Raw genomic sequence first — 21,585 nt, 5'->3', positions numbered from 1 at the left:
TCTCTCACACCGACACGCCGTCGACCGGAGTGAATGAGATGAACCGTAGAGAGATGTTACGCATGATGAGTGCCGCTCTGGCGACGCTATGGCTCGATGCCTTACCGACACACGCCGCCGAACGGCGCCCCACGCGCACCAAGGTGCTAGTGATCGGCGCGGGATTAGCCGGCTTGGCCTGCGCCCGAACGCTGCAAGCGCAGGGGTTCGCCGTCCAGGTGGTAGAGGCCCGCCAACGGATAGGCGGACGTATCTGGACCAGCCACGCCTGGCCGGAGATGCCGTTAGATCTGGGCGCCACCTGGATCCACGGCACCGAGAAGAACCCCCTGACCGGCATTGCCGAGCAGATCGGTGCTCGCCTGCTGCCGACACACTACGAGGAGGCACTGGTCTTCGCTCAAGATGGCCGCCCGCTGAGTGCCAAGGAGGAGCGCGTCTTAGAGCGCCTCAAGTCGGTATTATTCGAGACGCTCCAAGAGGGGCAGTCGGCGCCCCAGGATAAGAGCATCCTGGCCACCGTTGCGGACATCGTCCAGGATGCCAGCCCCAGCGAGCGCCTCAACATCTGGTATCTGCTCAATTCGAACCTGGAGCAGGAGCTCTCGGGCGCGCTCGGCGAGATGTCGACCTATTACTTCGATGACGACTGGGCCTTCGGCGGCGAGGACGCCCTCTTCCCGCAAGGATTTAGCCAGATCACCGATCATCTCGCCCAAGGACTCACCCTCGCCCTCGGCCAAGTGGTCAGCCAAATAGCCTACTCGACGACGGGCGTCAGTGTGCACACCCTGCAGGGTAAGGTATTCCAGGCCGATCGCGTCGTGATCACGCTGCCGCTCGGGGTGCTACAGCGTGGTCACGTGACGTTCGCCCCCGCGCTCCCGGCCGACAAATTGAGTGCCATTCAGCGCCTCGGCATGGGCACGCTGAATAAATGCTACTTACAGTTTCCCCACATCTTCTGGCCCGATGATATCGACTGGTTAGAGTATATCTCCCCGCAACCCGGCGTCTGGAGCGAGTGGGTCAGCTTCGCCCGCGCCGCCCACTGGCCCGTGTTGCTCGGTTTTAACGCGGCGCGCCAAGGCGTCGCCATGGAGACGCTGAGCGATCAACAGATCGTCGCGGACGCCATGGGCGTCTTGCAACGCCTCTTCGGCCCGACGATCCCGCAGCCGCTACGCTACCAAATCACTCGCTGGTCCCACGACCCCTACAGCGCGGGTTCCTACTCCTACTACCGCACCGGCTCGACCCCGCGCGATCGGCGCGCCTTAGGTAAGTCGGTGGCGGATCGGCTCTATTTCGCCGGCGAAGCCGTCTCGCGCCGTTACTATGGCACCGCCCACGGCGCCTTGCTCTCCGGCTTACAGGCGGCGCAAGAGATAGCAAACCATTAGTTTTCGCGGCCGGACATGTAATAATACGCGCCAACGCCGTGCAGCGCATGGCATTCCATAGCGGTATGACGAACGAGGTTACCATGGCGCGTCCATCCACCGAACAACGCAAAAACATGATTATCGAGACGGTCTTGGCCCTGTTTAAGGAGAAGGGGATGGCGGCGGTATCGACGCGCGACGTCGCCGAAAAAGCGGGGCTGGCACGCAGTCATGTCTACCACTATTTCAAGGACTGGAAAGCCCTATCCATCTGTGCGGTGGAGCATTTCTTTCACCATGAGATCGCCGAGCTGGAGCGTTGTCTGGCGCCGCTGACGCCCAGCGAGGCACTCAGCGTATTTATTCGCGATAACCTGCCCGCCCGCCAAGACGCCTCCTGGCGTATCTATCTGGATGCCTGGAACGCCTCGCTGTGCGACCCACAATTTGCCGCCAGCTACAGCCAGATCATCATCGCCTGGCATCGCGCCTTGGAGAACATCCTACTGCGCGGCGTGCAGTCGGGCGAGTTTAACATTGCCGACACCTCGCGTAGCGCGCGTCAAATCATCGCCCTGATCAATGGCTATGCCGATGAGCTGATCCTGGATCCGACCCCCGAGCGCGTCGCCCTAGCGCAGCAGGAGATCATGGACGTCGTGCAGCGCCTGATCCACTAAGCGCGGCACGTTCGGTCGCGACAACCGGCCGCCTCACGGCGGCCCGGCTTAGGCGGCCAACAGGCTGGCACGAACCTTGATCACCACCTTGGCGATGGCCTGCGCCTCCCCCACCCGACAGCCCGGCTTATGCGGTTCGCCCGGCATAAAGATGGCAAACATCCACGGATGTAGCGTGACGCACTGTTCATGGGCGATCTGCTGACATAGCTGATAATCCTCCTCCTCATGCCACGCCTCGCAATCGCGCGCCGTACCGACACATCCGTAGAGGATACGCTCCTCCCCGCGCAACAGCAGTTGAATGTCGATATAGTCCGCATGCAACTCCGCCGCCTTCTCCTGCGGGGATTGCGTGGTCAACTGCATGACATTCATAAAGATATCATCGCCATCCAACGCATAGCGCCCCGGCTCTTTATCCGCTGGCGTCGCCGCCAAGGCACGGCACAACGCCGCGTGTAACTGTGGATGCAGTCCGGCCTCATTCAGCCCCTGCACATCGCCCAACATCATCATTTCTCTCCTTGCGCCAGCCATGCCGCGCCCAATAATCCTGCATCGTGGCGATAATACGCCGCACGTAACGCCACCTGATAAGGCGCCGGTTCTTCCGCTAAAAACTGAGTCACCTGCTGCAAATAGCCCGCAGCCAACCCGACACTGCCGCCGATCACCACGCACTGACAATCCGTCACCGCCTTGATGTCGGCGATCAAGCGCGCCAGACAGCGCGCCGAGCGCTGACGCAATTGGCATGCCTGTGCATCCCCCGCCGCCGCCTGGGCGAAGATCGCCTTGGCGTCACAGCCGGCCAACGCCCCGCGTGCCGCCGCCGCGATCCCGCGTCCCGAGGCGATCGCCTCGACACAGCCCACCCGGCCACAGCCACAACGCGGCCCCTGAGGATCGGCCAGGGTATGGCCGATGTGGCCCGCCAGTCCGCCCTGCCCCTGCACCAGACGCCCATCACGCACCATACCGCCGCCGACACCGGTGGAGACGGTAATAAACAGCATGTCGCGCACCTGTGCCGCCAAGGGCTGATACTCCGCCCAGGCCGCGGCCTGGGCATCGTTCAGCGCCAAGGTCGGCAACCCGGTCAGCTCGCGCAGGGTCTCGACCAAGGGAAAGCGTAGCAAGCCGCCCAGGTTGCTGGGATTGATCGCCAGCAGCGTCCCCTGATGAATGATGCCGGTGGAGGCGATGGCGACGCGTGACGCCTGGTGCTGCAACGGCGCCACCAGCGTCTGGAGCGCGGCGCGTAGCGCATCCGGCGTCTGGCTGGCCGGTGTCGGCAGCTCTCGTCGCTCACGGATCTCTCGATCCGTCCCCACCAAGGCGCAGGCCAGCTTCGTCCCGCCGATATCGATCGCTAACGTACTCATCGTGTTACCCCGCTTAGCGCGGTGTGATGTCCACAACCCTGTTTAAGAAATGACATACGCAATGCCCCTACCCGCCCCTAACAAGCGGCCCGGCATACTGCCGGGCCGATGACGCCACTTATCCTTTACTCTTCGCTACGTTACCCTTGTAGCCACCGAAGGGAACCGCACCGCTGAAGGGTTTGCCGTCGATCGCATCGTGCGTGCGCAGCGCCTCAGGATGCAGCCAACGCTGTACCCGTGAGGGCATGTCGAGGCCAATCAGCAAGATCACCACGAAGGTCAGGCTGAAAGAGAGAGAACACAAGGCGGTACCGAGATCCAGACGTTGGGCGATCAACGCCCCGAGGATCGGCGCCAATGCCCCCCCGAGCGCCCCAACGTTGTAGGTAAAGCCCAGACCGGCCGCCCGTTGATCGGTATCGAAATAGCCGCCGATCAGCTTCGGCAGGATCCCCGAGATACCTTGACCCAACATCTGTTGGAAGAACAACAGGATACCCAGGACCCAGACATGGGTCCCACCGATGGAGAAGACCGGGATAATCAGTAATTGTGAGGCCAGCAGGCTGTAGGCATACGCCTTACGGCTACCCAGCCAGTCACCGAGAAAACCGCCGACACAGCAGCCAACCGCCGCGCCGAAGCCACTGAAGAACAGAACCTGTGCCACGATGGCCGGGGTATAGTCCAGCTCGGTTTTCAGATAGGTGGGCAACAGCGCCTGGATCGGCCAGGAGTAGAGGAAGGCGAACAGTACCACCACCATCAGCATCACGCCGGTAGGCCAACGTTTGCCACTGCTCTGCACCATAAAACTGATGAAGATAGCGGCGCACAACAGCCCCAGGATCGCCACGATGGCTGCATTCTGTAAGTCACCCGCGAAGCAGAACCACAGGGCGATGGCGGCGACCGCCGTCATCAGCATGTTAATCAGCCGATGTTCGCCACGATAGAGGATATCCACCATGGTACGAACCGGCGCCTTACCGGCATGCTTCTCTTTCCAGTCATGTGCCTCCGGAATATTTTTACGCAACCAGAGGGCGAAGATGATCGGCAGGATACCGATGAAGAACAGAGCACGCCAGCCCCAGGTAGGCACCACCAGGCTATAGACTTGGGCTGCCACCACCGCACCGACGGAGAAACCGGAGATCAGGAAGCCGCTGGCCTTGTTACGCAACTGCTTGGGCCAGCTCTCGATGACATAGGTGGCGCTGGAGCCATACTCCCCCGCCATCCCCATGCCGATCACCAGGCGGGCGATAAACATGGTAGTGTAGCCCGGCGCCAGGCCGCAGGCCAAGGTACCGACGGAGAAGAGGATAATACTGGATACCATCGCCAGACGACGGCCATAGCGGTCGCCCATGGCACCCAACATCAGCCCACCGAACCAGCGGGAAATAAAGGCGGCGGAGATCAGGCTGGCCGCCTGTACCGTCGTCAGTCCAAATTCAGCCTGGACATCGGTCAACACCAGGGCGATTAAAACAAAGTCAAAACCATCAAGCAGGTACCCCAACCAGGCGGCGGAAAAGGCTCTCCACTGCGCCCGATTGAGATGGCGATACCACGGGATGTTCTGGGTTGTAGTACTCATATCACTCTCCCGACGCTCTGTTTTTCATTGTTATGCGCAAGGAGGCGCGGACAGCCGGCCTAGGTTCCTAAGTTGTGTGGCCGGAACGACGTCACGCCTCCCGCATGGAGGTTAGGCCATTAACGCGCCCGCTCGGCCATCAGTTGTTCGGCCAACGCCTTCAATGCCGGCAAATAGCAGGCCTCGACAGGCGTAAACGGCTTGCGGCACAGCGGTACGGAGAGGACATCCATATAGTGCAGCACCATCTTCAGGCCACGGAATACCCCGGCCTTGATCAACAGATCGATCACCTGGTTACACTCACTCTGTAGCGAGCGCGCCGTCTGCACGTCACCCGCTCGCAGCGCCTGGGCGATCGCCTGATAACGCCATCCCATGATGTTATAGGTGCTACCGATGCCACCGTCGGCCCCGGCCAGCAGGCCACTGGCGAAGATCTCATCATAGCCGTTGTAGAGCACCAGATCGGGATGGGCGCGGCGGATCTGCTCCATCTGATACAGATCGCCGGAGGTTTGCTTCAACGCCCCGACACCCGGCAGGGTGACCAGGGTATTGATCTGATCGAGCGTCAGTTTCACGCCGCTCAACGCCGGAATGTTGTACACCACCATCGGCAAGCCGTCGGCTGAGTCGATGATGGCGCGATAGTGGTCGCAGTGCTCGGCGAAGCTAAAGGGGTAGTAGAACGGGGTGACCGCCGAGACGGCGTCAAAACCGTAACGCCGCGCCGCCTGGGCCAACTGCTGGCTCTCCGCCGTACTGATCGCGCCGACGTGAGCGATCAGGGTCACCTTCCCTTGTGCCTCATCAGCGACGATCTCCAGCACCTGCTCACGCTCTTCCCGGCTCTGCATGAAGGCTTCCCCGGTAGAGCCACCGACATACAGCCCATCGATACCCTGGGCGATGTTAAACCGCACCAGACGGCGCAGACTCTCGGTGTCCAGCCGCTGTTGATGGTCGAACGGTGTTAACAATGCCGGCATTACGCCTCTTAATTCTCTTGCCATGATGACCTCTGTCGATGATGTAATATTGTCTAACTACATGCCTGTATACCTGTTATACCAGATTAAATAATCGACAGCCCATAGTCGCAGCTTCATTGTGCGATCGAGTTCACTAAATGATCGTTAGGATCGTCACTATTCGTCGGTTGACGACTGGGCGCTCAGGGTTTGCCAACTGGCGAAGACACTGTTGAGATGCGTCTGTAACGCGCGATCGGCCTGGTCGGGGTCATGACGGCGGATGGCGTTGAAGATTTCGATATGTTGTTGATAGCTTGCATTATTATGCTCATGCAGATCGGCATCGGCGACCGCAGGACGCGCCGCCAGCAGCCAATCGAGCAGGGCGACATGGATCGCCATGAAGATCGGATTACCGGGGATCCCGGCCAGTACCCGGTGGAAATCGACGTCGGAGCGAATAAATAGGGCGTTGTCATCCAGCGACTGGCTGTTGATGGTCAAGGCCTGCTCAAGCAAGGCGACCTGCGCATCCGTCGCATGCTCGGCTGCATAACGCACCAGGCTAGACTCGAAAAACAGGCGCAGTTGTTCGAAGTGGGCGATGCCCCCCGGATGAGAGAGAAAATCCTTGGCCATGCCAGAGAGCTCACCGATGATGGTATCGGCGGAGGGGCGCGAGACGCGGGCGCGCTCGCCGTTGTTGATCTGCACCAATCCCTTACGCTTCAAGGCGGCCAAGGCCTCACGCACCGACGGGCGGCCCACGTTGAAGAACGCCATCAGTTCACGCTCGGAAGGTAACTGCTCCCCCTCGCCAAACTCGCGACGGCGGATCATCTGCTCCAACTCCTCCTCGACCATCTCCGATAGCTTCTTACGCACCAACGGACGACGACGCAGGTTATGGCCGATGGCCGCAGGCGAGGAGAGCGTGGTGGGGTCGAAGTCGTTCATAGCGTCCATTCAAGTCAGCAGTCAGTCACGGTAAACTCAGTTATCCTAACACAGGATCGAAAATAGGGGGAAACCTCGCCACGCCAACCCGGTCGGCCACGACACGGCCAGCGGACGAAGGACGATTCCCGGCCCGCTGCTCCCGGCATCGCCGCCGCCACATCGACTGCCCCACGGACGAGACGAAGCTCGCCCACCCGCCCCCCTCACGCCCGTCACAGCAGCACGTCAGTCACGCCAGTCACAGCAGTCACGTCAGTCACGTCAGTCACGTCAGTCACGTCAGTCACGTCAGTCACGTCAGTCACGTCAGTCACGTCAGTCACGTCAGTCACGTCAGTCACGTCAGTCACGTCAGTCACGTCAGTCACGTCAGTCACGTCAGTCACGTCAGTCACGTCAGTCACGTCAGTCACGTCAGTCACGTCAGTCACGTCAGTCACGTCAGTCACGTCAGCAACATATTTTTACATATTGTCATTTCATTGATCCATCACACATTAATCGTATGCAGAATTTATAAAATCATCATACTCATTACGCTTCCCTAACTTGAGGCCACCGCTTTGTCCCGACTCCGTCGCACCCTCTGCGCGCTGCTCAGCTGCGCCACCCTATTCGCTCACGCCGCCGTGGAGCAAATCACCACCGCCTGGCCGACCAATGTCGGACCGCTGAATCCACACCTGTATGCCCCTAATCAGATGTTCGCCCAGAGCATGGTGTATGAACCGCTGGTCAAGTACCAGGCAGATGGTTCAGTGATCCCCTGGCTGGCCGAGCGTTGGCACCACTCCGCCGATGGTAAGGTCTGGACCTTTGTCCTGCGCCAAGGGGTAACCTTCTCCAACGGCGAGCCGTTCGATGCCGAGGCCGCCGCCGCCAACTTCCACGCGGTACTGGCGAACCGCCAGCGCCACGCCTGGCTGGAATTGGCCAATCAGATCGTCGACGTCCGGGCGACCGCCCCGCAGACGTTGCAGATCACCCTCAAAAGCGCCTACTACCCCTTCCTGCAGGAGCTGGCGCTACCGCGCCCCTTCCGTTTCATCGCCCCGTCACAGTTCAAGGCGCAGGGTAGCCATCTCGGTATCCAGCAACCGATCGGCACTGGCCCCTGGATGCTAAAAAGTAGCAGGCTCAATCAATATGATGTGTTGGTGCGTAACGAACGCTACTGGGGCCACAAACCGGCCTTGCGTCAGATCACCGTTAAGGTGATCCCCGATGCCACCACGCGCGCCGTGGCCTTCGAGACCGGCGAGATCGATCTGTTGTATGGCAATGAGGGGCTGCTGCCCCTCGACACCTTCGCCCGTTTTAGCCAGACCCCCGGCTACCGCACGCAGCTCTCCGCCCCCGTCGAGACGGTCGTGCTGGCGCTCAACTCCGCCCAGGCGCCAACCGACGAGCTGGCGGTGCGTGAGGCGCTGAATCACGCGGTCAATAAGCCTGCGCTGATCGCACACGCCCTGTACGGCACCCAACAGGTGGCCGATACCCTGTTCGCCCCCAGCGTTCCCTATGCCGACATTGGGCTCGCGCCACGGCAGTATGATCCCCAGCTGGCTCGCGCGCGGTTAGAACAGGCGGGCTGGCTGCTACCCGCAGGCAAAACGATCCGTGAAAAACAGGGTAAGCCGCTACGCATCGAGCTGGCCTTCGTCGGCACCGACGCCCTGAGTAAGTCGATGGCCGAGATCATTCAAGGGGATATGCGCCAGATCGGCGTTGACATCACGCTCGTTGCGGAGGAGGAGAGCAGCATCTTCGCCCGCCAGCGTGACGGCCGCTTCGGCATGATTTTCAACCGGACCTGGGGCGCTCCCTACGACCCGCACGCCTTCATGAGCTCGATGCGCGTCCCGTCGCACGCCGACTTCCAGGCACAACGCGGCCTGCCCGATAAGGCGCAGATCGATCGGCTAATCGGCGACGTCCTCACCACCAGCGACGAGCAACAGCGCCGGGAGCTGTATCGAGACATCCTGACTCGACTACATCGCCAGGCGGTCTATCTGCCCATCAGCTACGTCTCGACGATGGTGGTCGCGAAGCCGGAGCTCGGCCCCATCCCGTATGCGCCCATCGCCTCGGAGATCCCCTTCGAACAGATCACCCCGGAGGCCCCCTGATGTGGCGTTACGTTGTGCGGCGACTGCTGCTGTTAATCCCGATGATCTTCGCCGCCTCGCTACTCATCTTCCTGATGCTGCGCCTGGGGACCGGCGATCCGGCGCTCGACTACCTGCGCCTCTCCAATCTCCCGCCGACTCCCGAGATGGTCGCCTCCACCCGCGCCATGCTCGGGCTGGATCAGCCGTTATGGATGCAGTACGCCCACTGGCTATGGCGGGCGCTACAGCTAGACTTCGGCCTCTCCTACGCCACCCAGCGCCCGGTGTTGGATGACGTGCTGGGCTTCCTGCCCGCGACGCTGTTATTGGCGGGGGCGGCCCTGCTGCTGATCCTACTCATCTCGATTCCGCTGGGGATCTGGGCGGCGCGCCATCGCGATCGCCTGCCAGACTTCATCGTCCGGCTGATCGCCTTCCTCGGTGTCTCGATGCCGAACTTCTGGTTGGCCTTCCTGCTGGTGATGCTCTTCGCGGTCTACCTGCAATGGCTGCCGGCGATGGGCTACGGCAGCTGGCGTCATCTGATCCTGCCCGCCGCCTCGATCGCCTTCATGTCGCTGGCGATCAATGCCCGCCTACTGCGCGCCAGCATGCTGGAGGTCGCCGGCCAGCGCCACGTCACGTGGGCGCGGCTGCGCGGGCTGGATCGCCGCCAGACCGAGCGGCGTCACATCCTGCGCAACGCCGCGCTGCCCATCGTCACCGCCGTCGGGATGCACATCGGCGAGCTGATCGGCGGCACGATGATCATCGAAAACATCTTTGCCTGGCCCGGCGTCGGCCGCTATGCCGTGTCGGCCATCTTCAATCGCGACTATCCGGTGATCCAGTGCTTCACCCTGATCATGGTGGTGGTCTTTGTGCTCTGTAACCTGGCGGTCGACCTACTGAACGCCGCGCTCGATCCACGTATTCGCCGTCACGAGGGGGCACCGGCATGAATTTTTACCGCTCTGCCCGCGGCTCGGTGCGTCTGGCCCTGCTGCTCATCGCCCTGTTGACACTGATCGCCCTCAGCAGCCACTACTGGCTGCCACACGATCCCTACGCCATCGATCTCGCCGCGCGCCTGCGTGCGCCGGATGGCCAACACTGGCTCGGTACCGACCATCTGGGGCGTGACATCCTCTCACGCCTGCTGGCCGCGACACGCGTCTCGCTAGGCTCGGTACTGGCTTGCCTGCTGTTGGTACTGGCGCTGGGTCTGATCATCGGCGGCAGCGCCGGGTTACTCGGCGGGCGCATCGATCAGGCGAGCATGCGCCTCGCCGACATGTTCATGACCTTTCCGACCTCAATCCTCTCCTTCTTCATGGTCGGGGTGCTGGGCACCGGCCTGACCAACGTGATCATCGCCATCGCCCTGTCGCATTGGGCCTGGTATGCACGCATGGTGCGTAGCCTGGTCATCTCCCTACGCCAGCGCGAGTACATCCTCGCCGCCCGCCTCTCCGGCGCCAGCCATCTGCGGATCTTCGTCGACCACCTGTCGGGGGCGGTGATCCCCTCGCTACTGGTCTTGGCGACGCTGGACATCGGCCACATGATGCTACACGTCGCCGGCATGTCCTTCCTCGGCCTCGGCGTGGCGGCGCCAACCGCCGAATGGGGGGTGATGATCAACGACGCCCGCCAGTACATCTGGACCCAGCCGCTACAAATGTTTTGGCCCGGCCTGGCGCTGTTCCTCAGCGTGATGGCCTTTAATCTGGTGGGCGACGCACTGCGTGACCATCTCGATCCCCATCTGGTAACGGAGCACGCACACTGATGCCGCAACGACTCGATTTACACCAGATCTCCCTCCAGGCGGCGCGCCCGCTGGTGCACGAGGTCTCGCTGACCCTACGACGCGGCCGAGTACTGGCGTTGGTCGGCAGCAGCGGCAGCGGCAAGTCCCTGACCTGCGCCGCCACGCTGGGCGTCCTACCCGCCGGGGTGCGCCAACTGGCCGGTCAGATCCGGCTGGATGGCGTGCCCATCGCCCCCGCCGCGCTGCGTGGCCGCCATGTCGCCACCATCATGCAGAATCCGCGCAGCGCCTTTAATCCCCTGCACACCATGGCCAGCCATGCCCGAGAAACCTGCCTGGCGTTGGCGAAACCGGCAGACGACGACACGCTGACACGCGCCCTGATGGCGGTCGGCTTGGATGATCCCCAGCGGGTATTACAGAGCTATCCCTTCGAGATGAGCGGCGGCATGTTGCAACGGATGATGATCGCCATGGCGCTGCTGAGCGACGCGCCGTTTCTCATCGCCGACGAGCCGACCACCGATCTCGATGTGGTGGCGCAGGCGCGCGTCCTGGATCTGCTGGCGACGATCATGCGCCAACGCGCACCCGGCATGCTGCTGGTCACCCATGACATGGGGGTCGTCGCCCGCCTGGCGGATGATGTGGCGGTGATGGCCGATGGACGGGTGGTGGAGCAAGGCACAGTCGAGCAGGTGTTCCACGCGCCCCACCACGACGTGACGCGGGCGTTAGTCGCCGCACATTTGGCCCTGTATGGCCTGGAGATCGCCGGATGAGCCTACTCAGTACGCAGACCCTCTCCCACCACTATCGCCTCGCGGCATTGGGACGCCAGACACAACCGGTTCTCCAGGCGATCTCGTTGCAACTGCATCGCGGCGAGAGTGTCGCCCTGCTGGGGCGCAGCGGCTGCGGCAAGAGCACGCTGGCGCGCCTGTTAGTCGGGTTGGAGTCGCCCACGCAAGGGCGCGTATGCTGGCATGATACCCCCCTGCCACAGCTCGATCGGCGGGCGAAAAAGGCGTTCCGCCGCGACATCCAACTGGTGTTCCAAGATGCGATCAGCGCGGTCGATCCACGCCAGACGGTACGGGCGATCCTGCGCGAGCCGATGCGCCATCTGCTGTCGCTCTCCTCGGCGGAGCAACGGGTGCGAGCCAGCGAGATACTGCAGGCGGTGGAGTTGGACGAGAGGGTGCTCGACCAACGCCCTCCCCAGTTGAGCGGCGGCCAGCTCCAGCGCGTCTGCCTGGCGCGGGCGTTGGTGGTCAACCCCAAATTGCTGATCCTCGACGAAGCCGTCTCTAGCCTCGACCTGGTGTTACAGGCCGAGATCATCGCGCTACTCAAACGGATCCAGCAGCAGCGGGACACCAGCTATCTGTTCATCACCCATGATCTGCGCCTGGTTGAACGCTTCTGCCACCGAGTGGTCGTGATGGACCAAGGGCAGATCGTCGAGACGCAAACCGTCGCTGAACGCCTGACGCTCACCTCCGCCGCCGGACGGGCACTCCAGCAGGCGGTACTGCCCGCCTTTCCCCCGCGCCGCCATGCACCGGCGGAAGACGCGACGCCCCGCTAACCCTGCCTGGCGCCGTTCAGGCGGCAAGAGGGGGCATCCCCCACGCCCCCTCCCGCCCGGCGCGACGTCCCCTAACGCGCCGCCGGCTGACCGACCATGCGCTCGGGGCGCACCCAACGCGTAAACTCCTCCTCCGTCAGAAAATTCAGCGCCAATGCGGCGGCCTTCAGGGTCAATCCCTCGCGGTGTGCCTTCTCGGCGATCGCCGCGGCCTTGTCATAACCGATGTGCGGGCTCAAGGCGGTGACCAGCATTAACGAGGCCTCCAGCCAGTGTGCAATGCGCTCGCGATTCGCCTCGATGCCGCGCGCGCAATAGTGCTCGAAGCTGGCCATGCCATCCGCCAGCAGGCGTGCCGACTGCAAGAAGTTATAGATCACCATCGGGCGGTAGACATTTAACTCGAAGTTACCCGAGGCGCCCCCCATGGTGATCGCCACATCGTTCCCCATCACTTGGCAGCAGATCATGGTCAACGCCTCACACTGTGTCGGATTCACCTTGCCCGGCATGATCGAGCTACCCGGCTCGTTTTCCGGGATCTGGATCTCGCCGATGCCGCAACGCGGGCCAGACGCCAGCCAACGGACATCGTTGGCGATCTTCATCAACGAGGCCGCTAACCCCTTCAGGGCACCATGCGCCTGCACCAGGGCATCGCAACTCGCCAGCGCCTCGAACTTGTTGGGCGCGCTGACGAAGGGCTGTCCGCACATCTCCGCCAACAACGCCGTGACGCGCGGCGCATACTCGGGCGGGCTATTGAGGCCGGTTCCCACTGCCGTACCGCCCAAGGCCAATTCGGCTAGATGCGGCAAGCTTGCCTCGATGTGTTGGCGAGCGTGATCCAACATGGCGACCCAGCCGGAGATCTCCTGGCCGAGCGTCAGCGGCGTCGCGTCCTGGAGATGCGTACGACCGATCTTCACGATAGCGGCGAAGGCGTGCGCCTTGGCATGCAGCGTCGTCGCCAGCTGCTGTAGCGCGGGGAGCAACTGCTCGCGTAGTGCCACACTGGCGGCGACATGCATCGCGCTGGGGAAGACGTCGTTAGAGCTCTGGCTCTTATTCACATCGTCATTGGGATGCACCCGGCGCGCCATCCCCCGTTCGCCGCCCAACAACTCACTCGCGCGATTCGCCAACACCTCGTTGACGTTCATGTTGCTCTGTGTCCCCGATCCGGTCTGCCACACCACCAAGGGAAACGCCTCCGGGTGCTGACCCGCCAACACCTCATCGGCCGCCTGGCTTATCGCCGCCGCCTTCTCGGCACTCAACAGGCCAAGCTCCCGATTGACCTGGGCCGCCGCCCGTTTGATCCGCACCAAGGCGTGGATCAAGGCGCTCGGCATCTTCTCGTCGGAGATACGGAAATGCGTCAGCGAGCGTTGCGTCTGTGCGCCCCACAACTGCTCCGCCGCGACGGCGACCTCCCCCATCGAGTCGCTTTCAGTACGATACCTCGTCATCCTCCACTCCTCCTCTGATCGTGATCCGCCACAGGGCGTTAACCTGATGCTTTTACCTTAGCCCCATTCCGCCAGACGGCGCAGACACTTCTTGCGCCCCGCACTTTCCCCTCGAACATGACGGTAAAATAGGCGGGCGTCATCACACTCCATCAACTAATTTTTTGAATTAAAAAATACTCATCATCGATTATATTGATGCTGCGAACTTCGCCATGAGCGCCCTCACACCCTGGCGTGCCACCGCCCGCTCGCTGCAAAAATTTTGCCGCTGTGCGGCAAACTATTTTCCTGTCGCAACGCGCTATTGTCGGGAATACTCGCCTCCAGAGATAACGGATGGTTAATTCAACGCACAGGAGAAGTACCATGACGCAACAGACATTCCAGGCTCAACCCTTCGCCCTGCCCTTCGATCCCCAGAGCACCGCGCTGGTGATGATCGACATGCAGCGTGACTTCGTCGAGGCCGGCGGCTTTGGCGAGGCGCTCGGTAATGATGTCTCGCTGGTGCGTAGCGCCATTGCCCCCTGCCAAAAAGTGCTCGCCGCCGCGCGCGCCCATCAGCTGTTGGTGATCCATACCCGCGAAGGGCATCGCGCCGATCTGAGCGACTGCCCCGCCGCCAAGCTCACCCGTGGCGGAAAGACCTTCATCGGCGAGCCGGGCCCGATGGGTCGCATCCTGGTGCGAGGCGAACCAGGCCACGACATCATCCCAGAGCTCTACCCTATCGCCGGGGAGCCGGTGGTCGATAAGCCGGGTAAAGGCGCCTTCTACCAGACCGATCTGCAGCTGATCCTACAAAACCATGGCATCAAGACGCTGATCGTCTGCGGGGTGACCACCGAGGTGTGCGTCAATACCACCGTGCGCGAAGCCAACGATCGCGGTTATCAGTGCATCATCCCGGCCGATTGCGTCGGCTCCTACTTCCCCGAGTTCCAGAAATCCGCGCTGGAGATGATCAAGGCGCAGGGAGCGATCTTCGGCTGGGTCAGCGACGCCGACTCCATCATCGCCGGGTTACAGGGCTAAGTCATATGAGGCCGCCGCTGCTTCCCGCGCTCTCGTGTGGCTATCTTGCCGCCGAGCGTAGCGCGCAGTCGTTGTCGGTACACAGCAGCTTCGCACACGCGCTCAATCTGCGCGATGCCCAAGGAGCGCTGTTCACGCTACTGTGCGGCCAGCGCTACCCCGATTTACCCGATGCGCTGCGGGTCGCCCTGCCGGTAGGCTGGGAGTGGCGGCATATGGCCGTCCGGCACGCCCCCGTCAGGCTGGTGGCGGGCCGCTTATTGGCGGAACGTTTCGAGATCGATCTGCGCCACGCGCCCGTCTGGCGACCCACGGCGCGCAGCGCGACCCGGCCGCTTACGGCGGCGGCGTTTGCCACGCACTACCCGCGGCTGTGTGCGCAGTTACAGCAATACGGCCTGGCACACACCTGTGTCAGCGATCTCGCGTGGCAGCCACTGACGCGCTCAGGCGCGCTTATTCCTCAGGAGACGCCGGAGCGCCTTGAGCTGCAAGTGCCCTGTCTGATTGGCTACGGTAAAGGGCTGACGCCGGATGGTGATGACTACCTGTTGGGTTACCTGGCCGCCCTCACCTGGTGGCCACTCTCCCCGACCTTGGCGGCCCATCGTGAGCGATTACGCGGCATCATTCAGGCACATTTAACCCTGACCACCGACATCAGCGCACACTACCTGAGCCGCGCCCTGCAGGGGCACTTCTCACAACCGATTTACCATCTGCTCAGTCAGCTGAGCACGAATACAGCGCCGGCTGCCCTCCACGCCGCTGCCGAGCGCGTCATGCGCTTCGGTGCCACTTCCGGCGTGGATTGTCTGGCCGGCCTGCTGCACGGCATGCGAACGCTTAACGCCGTGCAGTGAATGATACCTGGGAGTCCTCCGCAGCCGTTTCGCTCGCTGCGCGGCTTCGCTTTGCCCAAATTCAGCGAATTTAGGCGACAGAAACAATGGATATAATGCAATGAATGTGAATTACACCGTCTTCAACAATCTGTATCAGGACTCGGTCTCCCTGATGCAGATCTCTTCACAAATCAGTAAGCTACCTGGGATTCATCAGGCCTCGGTGGTGATGGGCACGCCCACCAACCTGGGGCAACTGCGCGATGCCGGGCTGGGCGACGATATCCAAGCCGGGCCTAACGATCTGATCATCGCCGTGCAGGGCGACACGCAGGCCTGTGCCGACGCCCTGCTGCTGGCGGAACAACGCCTGAACAGCAAGCCGGAAGAGAGCGGCGGCGAGGGCATCAAGACGCCAGAACTGGTCAGCCTCGCCATGGCTCAGGAGGTGATGCCGGACGCCAACTTAGCCCTGATCTCCGTGCCCGGCGATTACGCCGCCGCCGAGGCGCTGAAGGCCTTGAACCTTGGCATGAACGTGATGATGTTCAGCGACAACGTCAGCCTGGAGCAAGAGCGGGCGATCAAGCTGCATGCCCAAGCCTGCCAACGCATGGTGATGGGGCCGGACTGCGGCACCGCCATCGTCAACGGCACACCGCTGGGCTTCGCCAACGTGGTGCGCCGCGGAGCGATCGGCCTCGTCGCCGCCTCCGGAACCGGGCTACAGGAGGTCACCTGCCGCCTCGATCAGCTCGGGACGGGCATCTCGCAGGCATTAGGCACCGGCGGGCACGATCTCAGCGAGGCGATCGGCGGCCTCTCCATGCTGTTCGGCCTGCAGGCGCTGGCGGAGGATGACGACACGCAAGTCATCGTGTTGATCTCGAAGCCGCCGGCTCGCGCCGTCGCCGAACGCATCCTGGCGCAGGCCCAATCCGCGGCGAAACCGGTGGTGGTCAACTTCCTCGGCGCCGCACCCGAGACTATCACGCGCCCGAACGTCACCGCCGCGCCGACCCTGGCCAGCGCCGCCGATATCGCCGTCGCGCTACTCAACCAGCAGGCGCTGCCGCCAACGCAGCCGACGTTATCCGCAGCACAGATGGCCTCACTGCAACAGGCCAGCCAGGAGCTCAACGCCGAACGTCAGGCCATTCGCGGCGTCTTCGCTGGCGGTACCTTCTGTTACGAAGCGCAGCTCATCTGCCAACAACAGGGGCTGATCGCTCACTCCAACACGCCGATCGCCGGCAACGCCCCCCTGAGCGACATCTGGCGCAGTCATGACCATACCCTGATCGACATGGGCGACGATGACTTCACCCGCGGCAAGCCCCATCCGATGATCGATCCAACGCTGCGCAACCAACGCCTGCTGGCGGAGTTGCGCGATCCCAGCTGCGCCGTGGTGCTCTTCGACCTGGTGCTGGGTTACGGCGCCGCCGACGCCCCGGCGCAGGCGCTGCTGGAGCAACTGACGCAGATCGACCGGCAGCACGCTCCGCTGCTGATCGCCCATGTCTGCGGCACCGAGGCCGATCCGCAGTGCCGCAGCCAGCAGATCCAGGCGCTCCGTCAGGCCGGCATCCTGGTCGCCGATTGCAATGCTCAGGCCGCCCAATGGGCCAGTTACGTCGCACACATTCAAGCTCAGAAGAAAAAGGAAGTAAGCGCATGAACACCTTATTTAGTCAGCCGTTAAAGGTCGTCAATGCCGGGCTACAAAGCTTTGCCAACACCATCCAGCAGGTCGGCGGCGAGGTGATCGCCCTCAACTGGCAGCCGCCCGCTCAGGGCGACATCGCAACCGGTCTCGATCTCGCCACCCTGCTGGCGCACCCGCTCGTCGAGCAGGCCAACCAGATCGCCATGGCGCGTTACCTCGAGGCACAGCCGGTATTGATCGACGTCATGAGCGCGCGCGAGGCGATCCCGGCGCTGGCGCAGCAGAAGCGTATTCTGCATGCCGGTCCGCCGATCGACTGGCAGGCGATGTGTGGTCCGGTCAAGGGGGCGATCATCGGCGCCATCCTGTTCGAAGGCTGGGCCGATAGCCACCAGGCGGCCGAACGCCAGATCACGACGGGCGAAATCAGCCTCGAACCCTGCCATCACTACCACGCCGTCGGACCGATGGCAGGGATCATCAGCCCGTCGATGCCATTATGGGTGGTGGAAAATAAAAGCAACGGCCAGCGCACCTTCAGCAACTTTAACGAGGGGTTAGGCAAGGTGCTGCGCTTCGGTGCCAACAGCCAGGAGGTGCTTACCCGCCTAAGCTGGATGCGCGATCAGTTGGCTCCGGCGCTCAAGGCCGCCATCCACCAGCTGGGTGAGCTGGAACTTAAGCCGTTGATGGCGCAGGCGCTGCACATGGGTGACGAGGTGCATAACCGCAACGCCGCCGCCACCGGGCTATTGATCAAGCGCCTACTGCCCGCCCTGCTGGCCTGCGACCTGCCTTTGCCTCAGTTGCAAAGTAGCGTCGCCTTTATCACCGCCAACGATCACTTCTTCCTCAACCTGTCGATGGCGGCCTGTAAGGCGATGATGGACGCCGCCGCCGGGGTGCCTTTCAGCTCACTGGTGACGGTGATGGCACGTAACGGGGTGAACTTCGGTATCCGTCTATCTGGCACCGGCGATCAGTGGTTCCAGGCCCCGGCCAACGCCGTCGAGGGGCTATTCTTCCCTGGCTATGGCGTCGATGACGCCGCCGCCGATCTGGGGGACAGCGCCATCACCGAGACCGCGGGGGTCGGCGGTTTCGCCATGGCCTCCTCGCCGGCCATCGTGAAGTTTGTCGGCGGCACCCCGGCCGATGCCACCAACAACAGTCGACGTATGCAGGCCATCACGCTGGGGAATAACCCCGCCTTTACCCTGCCGGCGCTCAACTTCGCCCCCACCGCCGCCGGCATCGACGCCCGCAAGGTGGTCGATCGCGGCATCCTGCCCATCATCAACACCGGGATCGCCCACAAGCAGGCGGGCATCGGCCAGATCGGGGCGGGGATCACCACCGCGCCGATGCCTTGCTTTAACGCGGCGATCCGTGCCCTGGCCCAACGCGTCGCCCAAGGAGAAGCACAATGAGTAAGCCATTAGCCGTCGTCGCCGTCGGCGGTAACGCCCTGATCCAGGATGAGCGACGCAACAGTATTCCCGATCAATATGCCGCCGTAATGGAAAGCGTACGGCACATCACCGATATGGTCGACGCGGGCTGGGATCTGGTGATAACGCATGGCAACGGCCCCCAGGTTGGCTTCATCCTGCGCCGTTCCGAGTTGGCCAGCGACGAGATCGCCCCTGTCCCGCTGGATTATGCGGTCGGCGACACCCAGGGCGCCATCGGCTACATGTTCCAAAAGGCGCTACACAACGAGCTGGCGCGGCGCGGCATCGCCAAGCCCGTCGTCACCCTGGTAACTCAGACGCTGGTTGATGAGCACGACGCGGCCTTTAACCAGCCGAGCAAACCCATCGGTGGCTTTCTCGACGAGGCGTGTGCGCGAACGCGACAACAGCAACTTGGCTGGAGCGTGATGGAGGATGCCGGGCGCGGTTGGCGACGTACCGTCCCCTCGCCGGCGCCGTTGGCGATCATCGAACATGACACCATCGCCCAACTGGTACGTCAGGGATACATCGTCATCGCCTGCGGCGGCGGCGGTATCCCCGTGGTGCGCGACGCACAACAGCAGCTACGTGGGGTCGAGGCGGTGGTCGACAAGGATCTCGCCTCCGCCCTGCTCGCCAGCCAGCTCGGCGCCGACCTACTGCTGATCCCCACCGGCGTCGAACGCGTCGCGATTAACTTTGCCACACCGCAGCAACAGTGGCTGGATCGCCTCGATCGCGCCCAAGCGCGGACATTGCTCCAGGCCGGCCAGTTCGGCGTCGGCAGTATGCAGCCCAAGATCGAGGCGATCCTCAACTTTATCGACGCCAGTCAGCAACGCGGCAACAACGCCCGTGGCCTGATCACCACGCCGCAGGCGATTAAAGCGGCGCTGGCGCAGCAGAACGGCACTTGGATCATCCCATAAATTTCATCGGAGAACAGCATGACCACCACCACCCTACTGGCCGTTAATGGCACCCTAATGCGCGGCCTGGAACTCAACAAGAACATGCAACAGGCGGGCGGCGTCTTCGTCCGTGAGGATCGCACCGATGCCCACTACCGCCTATGGAGCATTAACGATCGCCATCCGGGCATGATCCGCGTGGCGCAAGGCGGCACACAGGTCGAACTGGAGATCTGGGCACTGCCGTTGGCCAGCTTTGCCGAACTGCTGATGAGCGAACCGGCCGGGTTGACCATCGGTAAGGTCAAGCTTGCCGATGGCAGCGAGGTCTTAGGCGTATTGGCGGAGAATTGGCTCACCGAAGGACAGCGTGAGATCACCGACCTGGGCAGCTGGCGCAAATACACCGGACACTACCACACCGTGTAACGTGCCTTTTAGAGGGAACAAGCTATGCGTAAAACAGCAGCGAATCTCAACACCGCATCGGGCTTTCACATCGCGATGATCCTCCTGGGGATCGCGGTCACGCCGGTGTTACTCTCCTCCTCCAGCCTGGGGAATCAACTCTCCAGCAGCAACCTCATCACCGTGGTACTGCTGGGCGGGCTGATCCTGACCGTCCTTGCGGCGATCACCATCAGCGTCGGCGAGAAGGCGCGTCTCCCCACCTATGGCATCGTAAAGTATGCCTTCGGCGAACGGGGCGCCATCGCCATCAACGTACTGATGGCGATCAGCCTGTTCGGCTGGATCACCGTCACCGCCAATATGTTCGGTCACTCGGTGCATGATCTGCTGGCGCAACATGGCCTGACGTTGCCAGTACCGCTGCTCGTCGCGGCAGGCAGCGTGATCTTCGTCGCCTCGACGGCCTTTGGTTTCGCCGTGCTGGGCCGCGTCGCGCAGATCGCGGTACCGATCATCGCGCTGATGCTGTGCTACATCCTGTATATCGCCACCCAGAGCACAACGAGCGTGCCGGATACCGTCGCCAGCATGAACACCGGCGTAGCGGTCTCGACGGTGGTCGGCACCATCATCGTGCTGGTCGCCACCCTGCCCGACTTCGGTAGCTTCGTCCACGATCGTAAGCACGCGCTGATCGCCGCCATCATCGCCTTCCTGGTCGCCTACCCGCTGCTATATTGGGCCGGTGCAACACCGAGCGCGCTAAGCGGTCAAGGCTCATTATTGGGCGCGATGGCGGTATTCGGTGCGGTGTTACCCGCCGCCCTGCTGCTGATCTTCGCCTGTGTCACGGGGAACGCCGGCAACCTGTTCCAGGGCACGCTGGTGCTCTCCACCCTGTGGCCGAGCCTGCCTAAGTGGCAGATCACCGTGGCGCTGGGGGTGCTCTCCACCCTCCTCGGCAGCCTGGATATCATGGCGTGGTTCATTCCCTTCCTGCTGTTCCTCGGCATCGCCACCCCTCCGGTCGCCGGGATCTATATCGCAGACTTCTTCCTCTACCGCCAAAACGGCTACCAGGAGACGGTGCTTAGCCAGGAGCCTGCCGTTAAGTTGCTGACCTTCGCCGCCTGGATCCTCGGCGCCATCGTCGGCTTCCTCACGGTGAAGGGGGTCTTCACCCTGACGACCATTCCCTCGCTCGACTCCATTTTAGTGGCCTGTGTCGCCTATGCGTTGCTCAGTCGAGTCAACCAACGGCGTTAATTCCCGCGTATAATAGGCGCTATCACGGCTGAACCCAT

21 protein-coding genes are annotated in these 21,585 nt (G+C 62.5%); 14 read left to right on the top strand and 7 right to left on the bottom strand.

What is annotated here, in order from left to right; genetic code table 11:
* Positions 1 to 38: 38 nt before the first annotated feature.
* Positions 39 to 1,403 carry a flavin monoamine oxidase family protein gene (locus DCL27_RS07245; RefSeq protein ID WP_005286802.1) on the top strand — a complete coding sequence of 455 codons (1,365 nt, stop codon included), beginning with the start codon at positions 39 to 41 and terminating at the stop codon, positions 1,401 to 1,403.
* Between the two features lie 83 nt (positions 1,404 to 1,486).
* On the top strand, positions 1,487 to 2,065 hold the full coding sequence (locus DCL27_RS07240; protein ID WP_005294040.1) for a TetR/AcrR family transcriptional regulator: 579 nt from the start codon (positions 1,487 to 1,489) through the stop codon (positions 2,063 to 2,065).
* Between the two features lie 48 nt (positions 2,066 to 2,113).
* Here DCL27_RS07240 and nanQ read toward each other — a convergent pair whose 3' ends face one another.
* From nanQ to DCL27_RS07210, 6 genes are all read right to left on the bottom strand, one after another.
* A complete protein-coding gene (gene nanQ / locus DCL27_RS07235; protein WP_035599292.1) occupies positions 2,114 to 2,581 on the bottom strand; it encodes an N-acetylneuraminate anomerase in 468 nt (155 codons plus the stop codon).
* Positions 2,581 to 3,453 carry an N-acetylmannosamine kinase gene (gene nanK / locus DCL27_RS07230; RefSeq protein ID WP_035599294.1) on the bottom strand — a complete coding sequence of 291 codons (873 nt, stop codon included), beginning with the start codon at positions 3,451 to 3,453 and terminating at the stop codon, positions 2,581 to 2,583. The genes nanQ and nanK overlap by 1 nt, the downstream gene beginning before the upstream one ends.
* Before the next feature lie 118 nt (positions 3,454 to 3,571).
* Positions 3,572 to 5,062, bottom strand: a complete 1,491-nt coding sequence (locus DCL27_RS07225; protein WP_005286811.1) for an MFS transporter — start codon at positions 5,060 to 5,062, stop codon at positions 3,572 to 3,574.
* A 119-nt stretch (positions 5,063 to 5,181) separates the two neighbouring features.
* A complete protein-coding gene (gene nanA, locus DCL27_RS07220) occupies positions 5,182 to 6,078 on the bottom strand; it encodes an N-acetylneuraminate lyase (protein ID WP_005294036.1) in 897 nt (298 codons plus the stop codon).
* 135 nt (positions 6,079 to 6,213) lie between these two features.
* Positions 6,214 to 7,005, bottom strand: a complete 792-nt coding sequence (gene nanR / locus DCL27_RS07215; protein WP_005286822.1) for a transcriptional regulator NanR — start codon at positions 7,003 to 7,005, stop codon at positions 6,214 to 6,216.
* Between the two features lie 206 nt (positions 7,006 to 7,211).
* Complete coding sequence (locus DCL27_RS07210; protein WP_223931134.1) at positions 7,212 to 7,439, bottom strand: hypothetical protein; 228 nt, start codon at positions 7,437 to 7,439, stop codon at positions 7,212 to 7,214.
* Positions 7,440 to 7,562: 123 nt separating this feature from the next.
* Here DCL27_RS07210 and nikA point away from each other — a divergent pair, with 123 nt between their 5' ends.
* The 5 genes from nikA to nikE are packed head-to-tail and all read left to right on the top strand — an operon-like array spanning position 7,563 to position 12,478.
* A complete protein-coding gene (nikA, locus tag DCL27_RS07205; RefSeq protein WP_035601126.1) occupies positions 7,563 to 9,131 on the top strand; it encodes a nickel ABC transporter substrate-binding protein in 1,569 nt (522 codons plus the stop codon).
* Complete coding sequence (nikB, locus tag DCL27_RS07200; protein ID WP_005294028.1) at positions 9,131 to 10,075, top strand: nickel ABC transporter permease subunit NikB; 945 nt, start codon at positions 9,131 to 9,133, stop codon at positions 10,073 to 10,075. The genes nikA and nikB overlap by 1 nt, the downstream gene beginning before the upstream one ends.
* Entirely contained in the window at positions 10,072 to 10,905 is an 834-nt protein-coding gene (gene nikC / locus DCL27_RS07195) for a nickel ABC transporter permease subunit NikC (RefSeq protein WP_005294026.1), read from the top strand. Before nikB ends, nikC begins: the two co-directional genes overlap by 4 nt.
* The gene (gene nikD, locus DCL27_RS07190) at positions 10,905 to 11,669 is read left to right on the top strand and encodes a nickel import ATP-binding protein NikD (protein WP_005286837.1); all 765 of its coding nucleotides are present in this window, start codon (positions 10,905 to 10,907) and stop codon (positions 11,667 to 11,669) included. The genes nikC and nikD overlap by 1 nt, the downstream gene beginning before the upstream one ends.
* On the top strand, positions 11,666 to 12,478 hold the full coding sequence (nikE, locus tag DCL27_RS07185) for a nickel import ATP-binding protein NikE (protein WP_005294024.1): 813 nt from the start codon (positions 11,666 to 11,668) through the stop codon (positions 12,476 to 12,478). Before nikD ends, nikE begins: the two co-directional genes overlap by 4 nt.
* Positions 12,479 to 12,549: 71 nt before the next feature.
* Here nikE and fumC read toward each other — a convergent pair whose 3' ends face one another.
* Positions 12,550 to 13,950, bottom strand: a complete 1,401-nt coding sequence (gene fumC / locus DCL27_RS07180; protein WP_109691539.1) for a class II fumarate hydratase — start codon at positions 13,948 to 13,950, stop codon at positions 12,550 to 12,552.
* A 369-nt stretch (positions 13,951 to 14,319) separates the two neighbouring features.
* On the opposite strand from fumC, the gene DCL27_RS07175 reads away from it, so the two are divergent.
* The 7 genes from DCL27_RS07175 (at position 14,320) to DCL27_RS07145 (ending at position 21,547) form a co-directional block, all read left to right on the top strand.
* Positions 14,320 to 14,988, top strand: a complete 669-nt coding sequence (locus DCL27_RS07175; RefSeq protein ID WP_035597944.1) for a cysteine hydrolase family protein — start codon at positions 14,320 to 14,322, stop codon at positions 14,986 to 14,988.
* Between the two features lie 5 nt (positions 14,989 to 14,993).
* Positions 14,994 to 15,851: an oxamate carbamoyltransferase subunit AllH family protein gene (locus DCL27_RS07170; protein ID WP_035597942.1), complete on the top strand. Its 858-nt coding sequence runs from the start codon at positions 14,994 to 14,996 to the stop codon at positions 15,849 to 15,851.
* A gap of 100 nt (positions 15,852 to 15,951) precedes the next feature.
* Positions 15,952 to 17,514, top strand: a complete 1,563-nt coding sequence (gene fdrA, locus DCL27_RS07165) for an acyl-CoA synthetase FdrA (protein WP_035597940.1) — start codon at positions 15,952 to 15,954, stop codon at positions 17,512 to 17,514.
* Complete coding sequence (locus DCL27_RS07160) at positions 17,511 to 18,932, top strand: YlbE family protein (protein WP_035597937.1); 1,422 nt, start codon at positions 17,511 to 17,513, stop codon at positions 18,930 to 18,932. The genes fdrA and DCL27_RS07160 overlap by 4 nt, the downstream gene beginning before the upstream one ends.
* A complete protein-coding gene (locus DCL27_RS07155; protein WP_035597934.1) occupies positions 18,929 to 19,888 on the top strand; it encodes a carbamate kinase in 960 nt (319 codons plus the stop codon). The genes DCL27_RS07160 and DCL27_RS07155 overlap by 4 nt, the downstream gene beginning before the upstream one ends.
* A gap of 18 nt (positions 19,889 to 19,906) precedes the next feature.
* Positions 19,907 to 20,299 carry an allophanate hydrolase-related protein gene (locus DCL27_RS07150; RefSeq protein ID WP_035597932.1) on the top strand — a complete coding sequence of 131 codons (393 nt, stop codon included), beginning with the start codon at positions 19,907 to 19,909 and terminating at the stop codon, positions 20,297 to 20,299.
* A gap of 24 nt (positions 20,300 to 20,323) precedes the next feature.
* Entirely contained in the window at positions 20,324 to 21,547 is a 1,224-nt protein-coding gene (locus tag DCL27_RS07145; protein WP_035597930.1) for a cytosine permease, read from the top strand.
* Positions 21,548 to 21,585: the final 38 nt, after the last annotated feature.

The sequence above is a fragment of the Edwardsiella tarda ATCC 15947 = NBRC 105688 genome (assembly GCF_003113495.2).
GTDB lineage: Bacteria > Pseudomonadota > Gammaproteobacteria > Enterobacterales > Enterobacteriaceae > Edwardsiella > Edwardsiella tarda.
The sequence above is the reverse complement of the archived record's forward strand: the minus strand, read 5'-3'. Positions and strand labels throughout refer to the sequence as shown.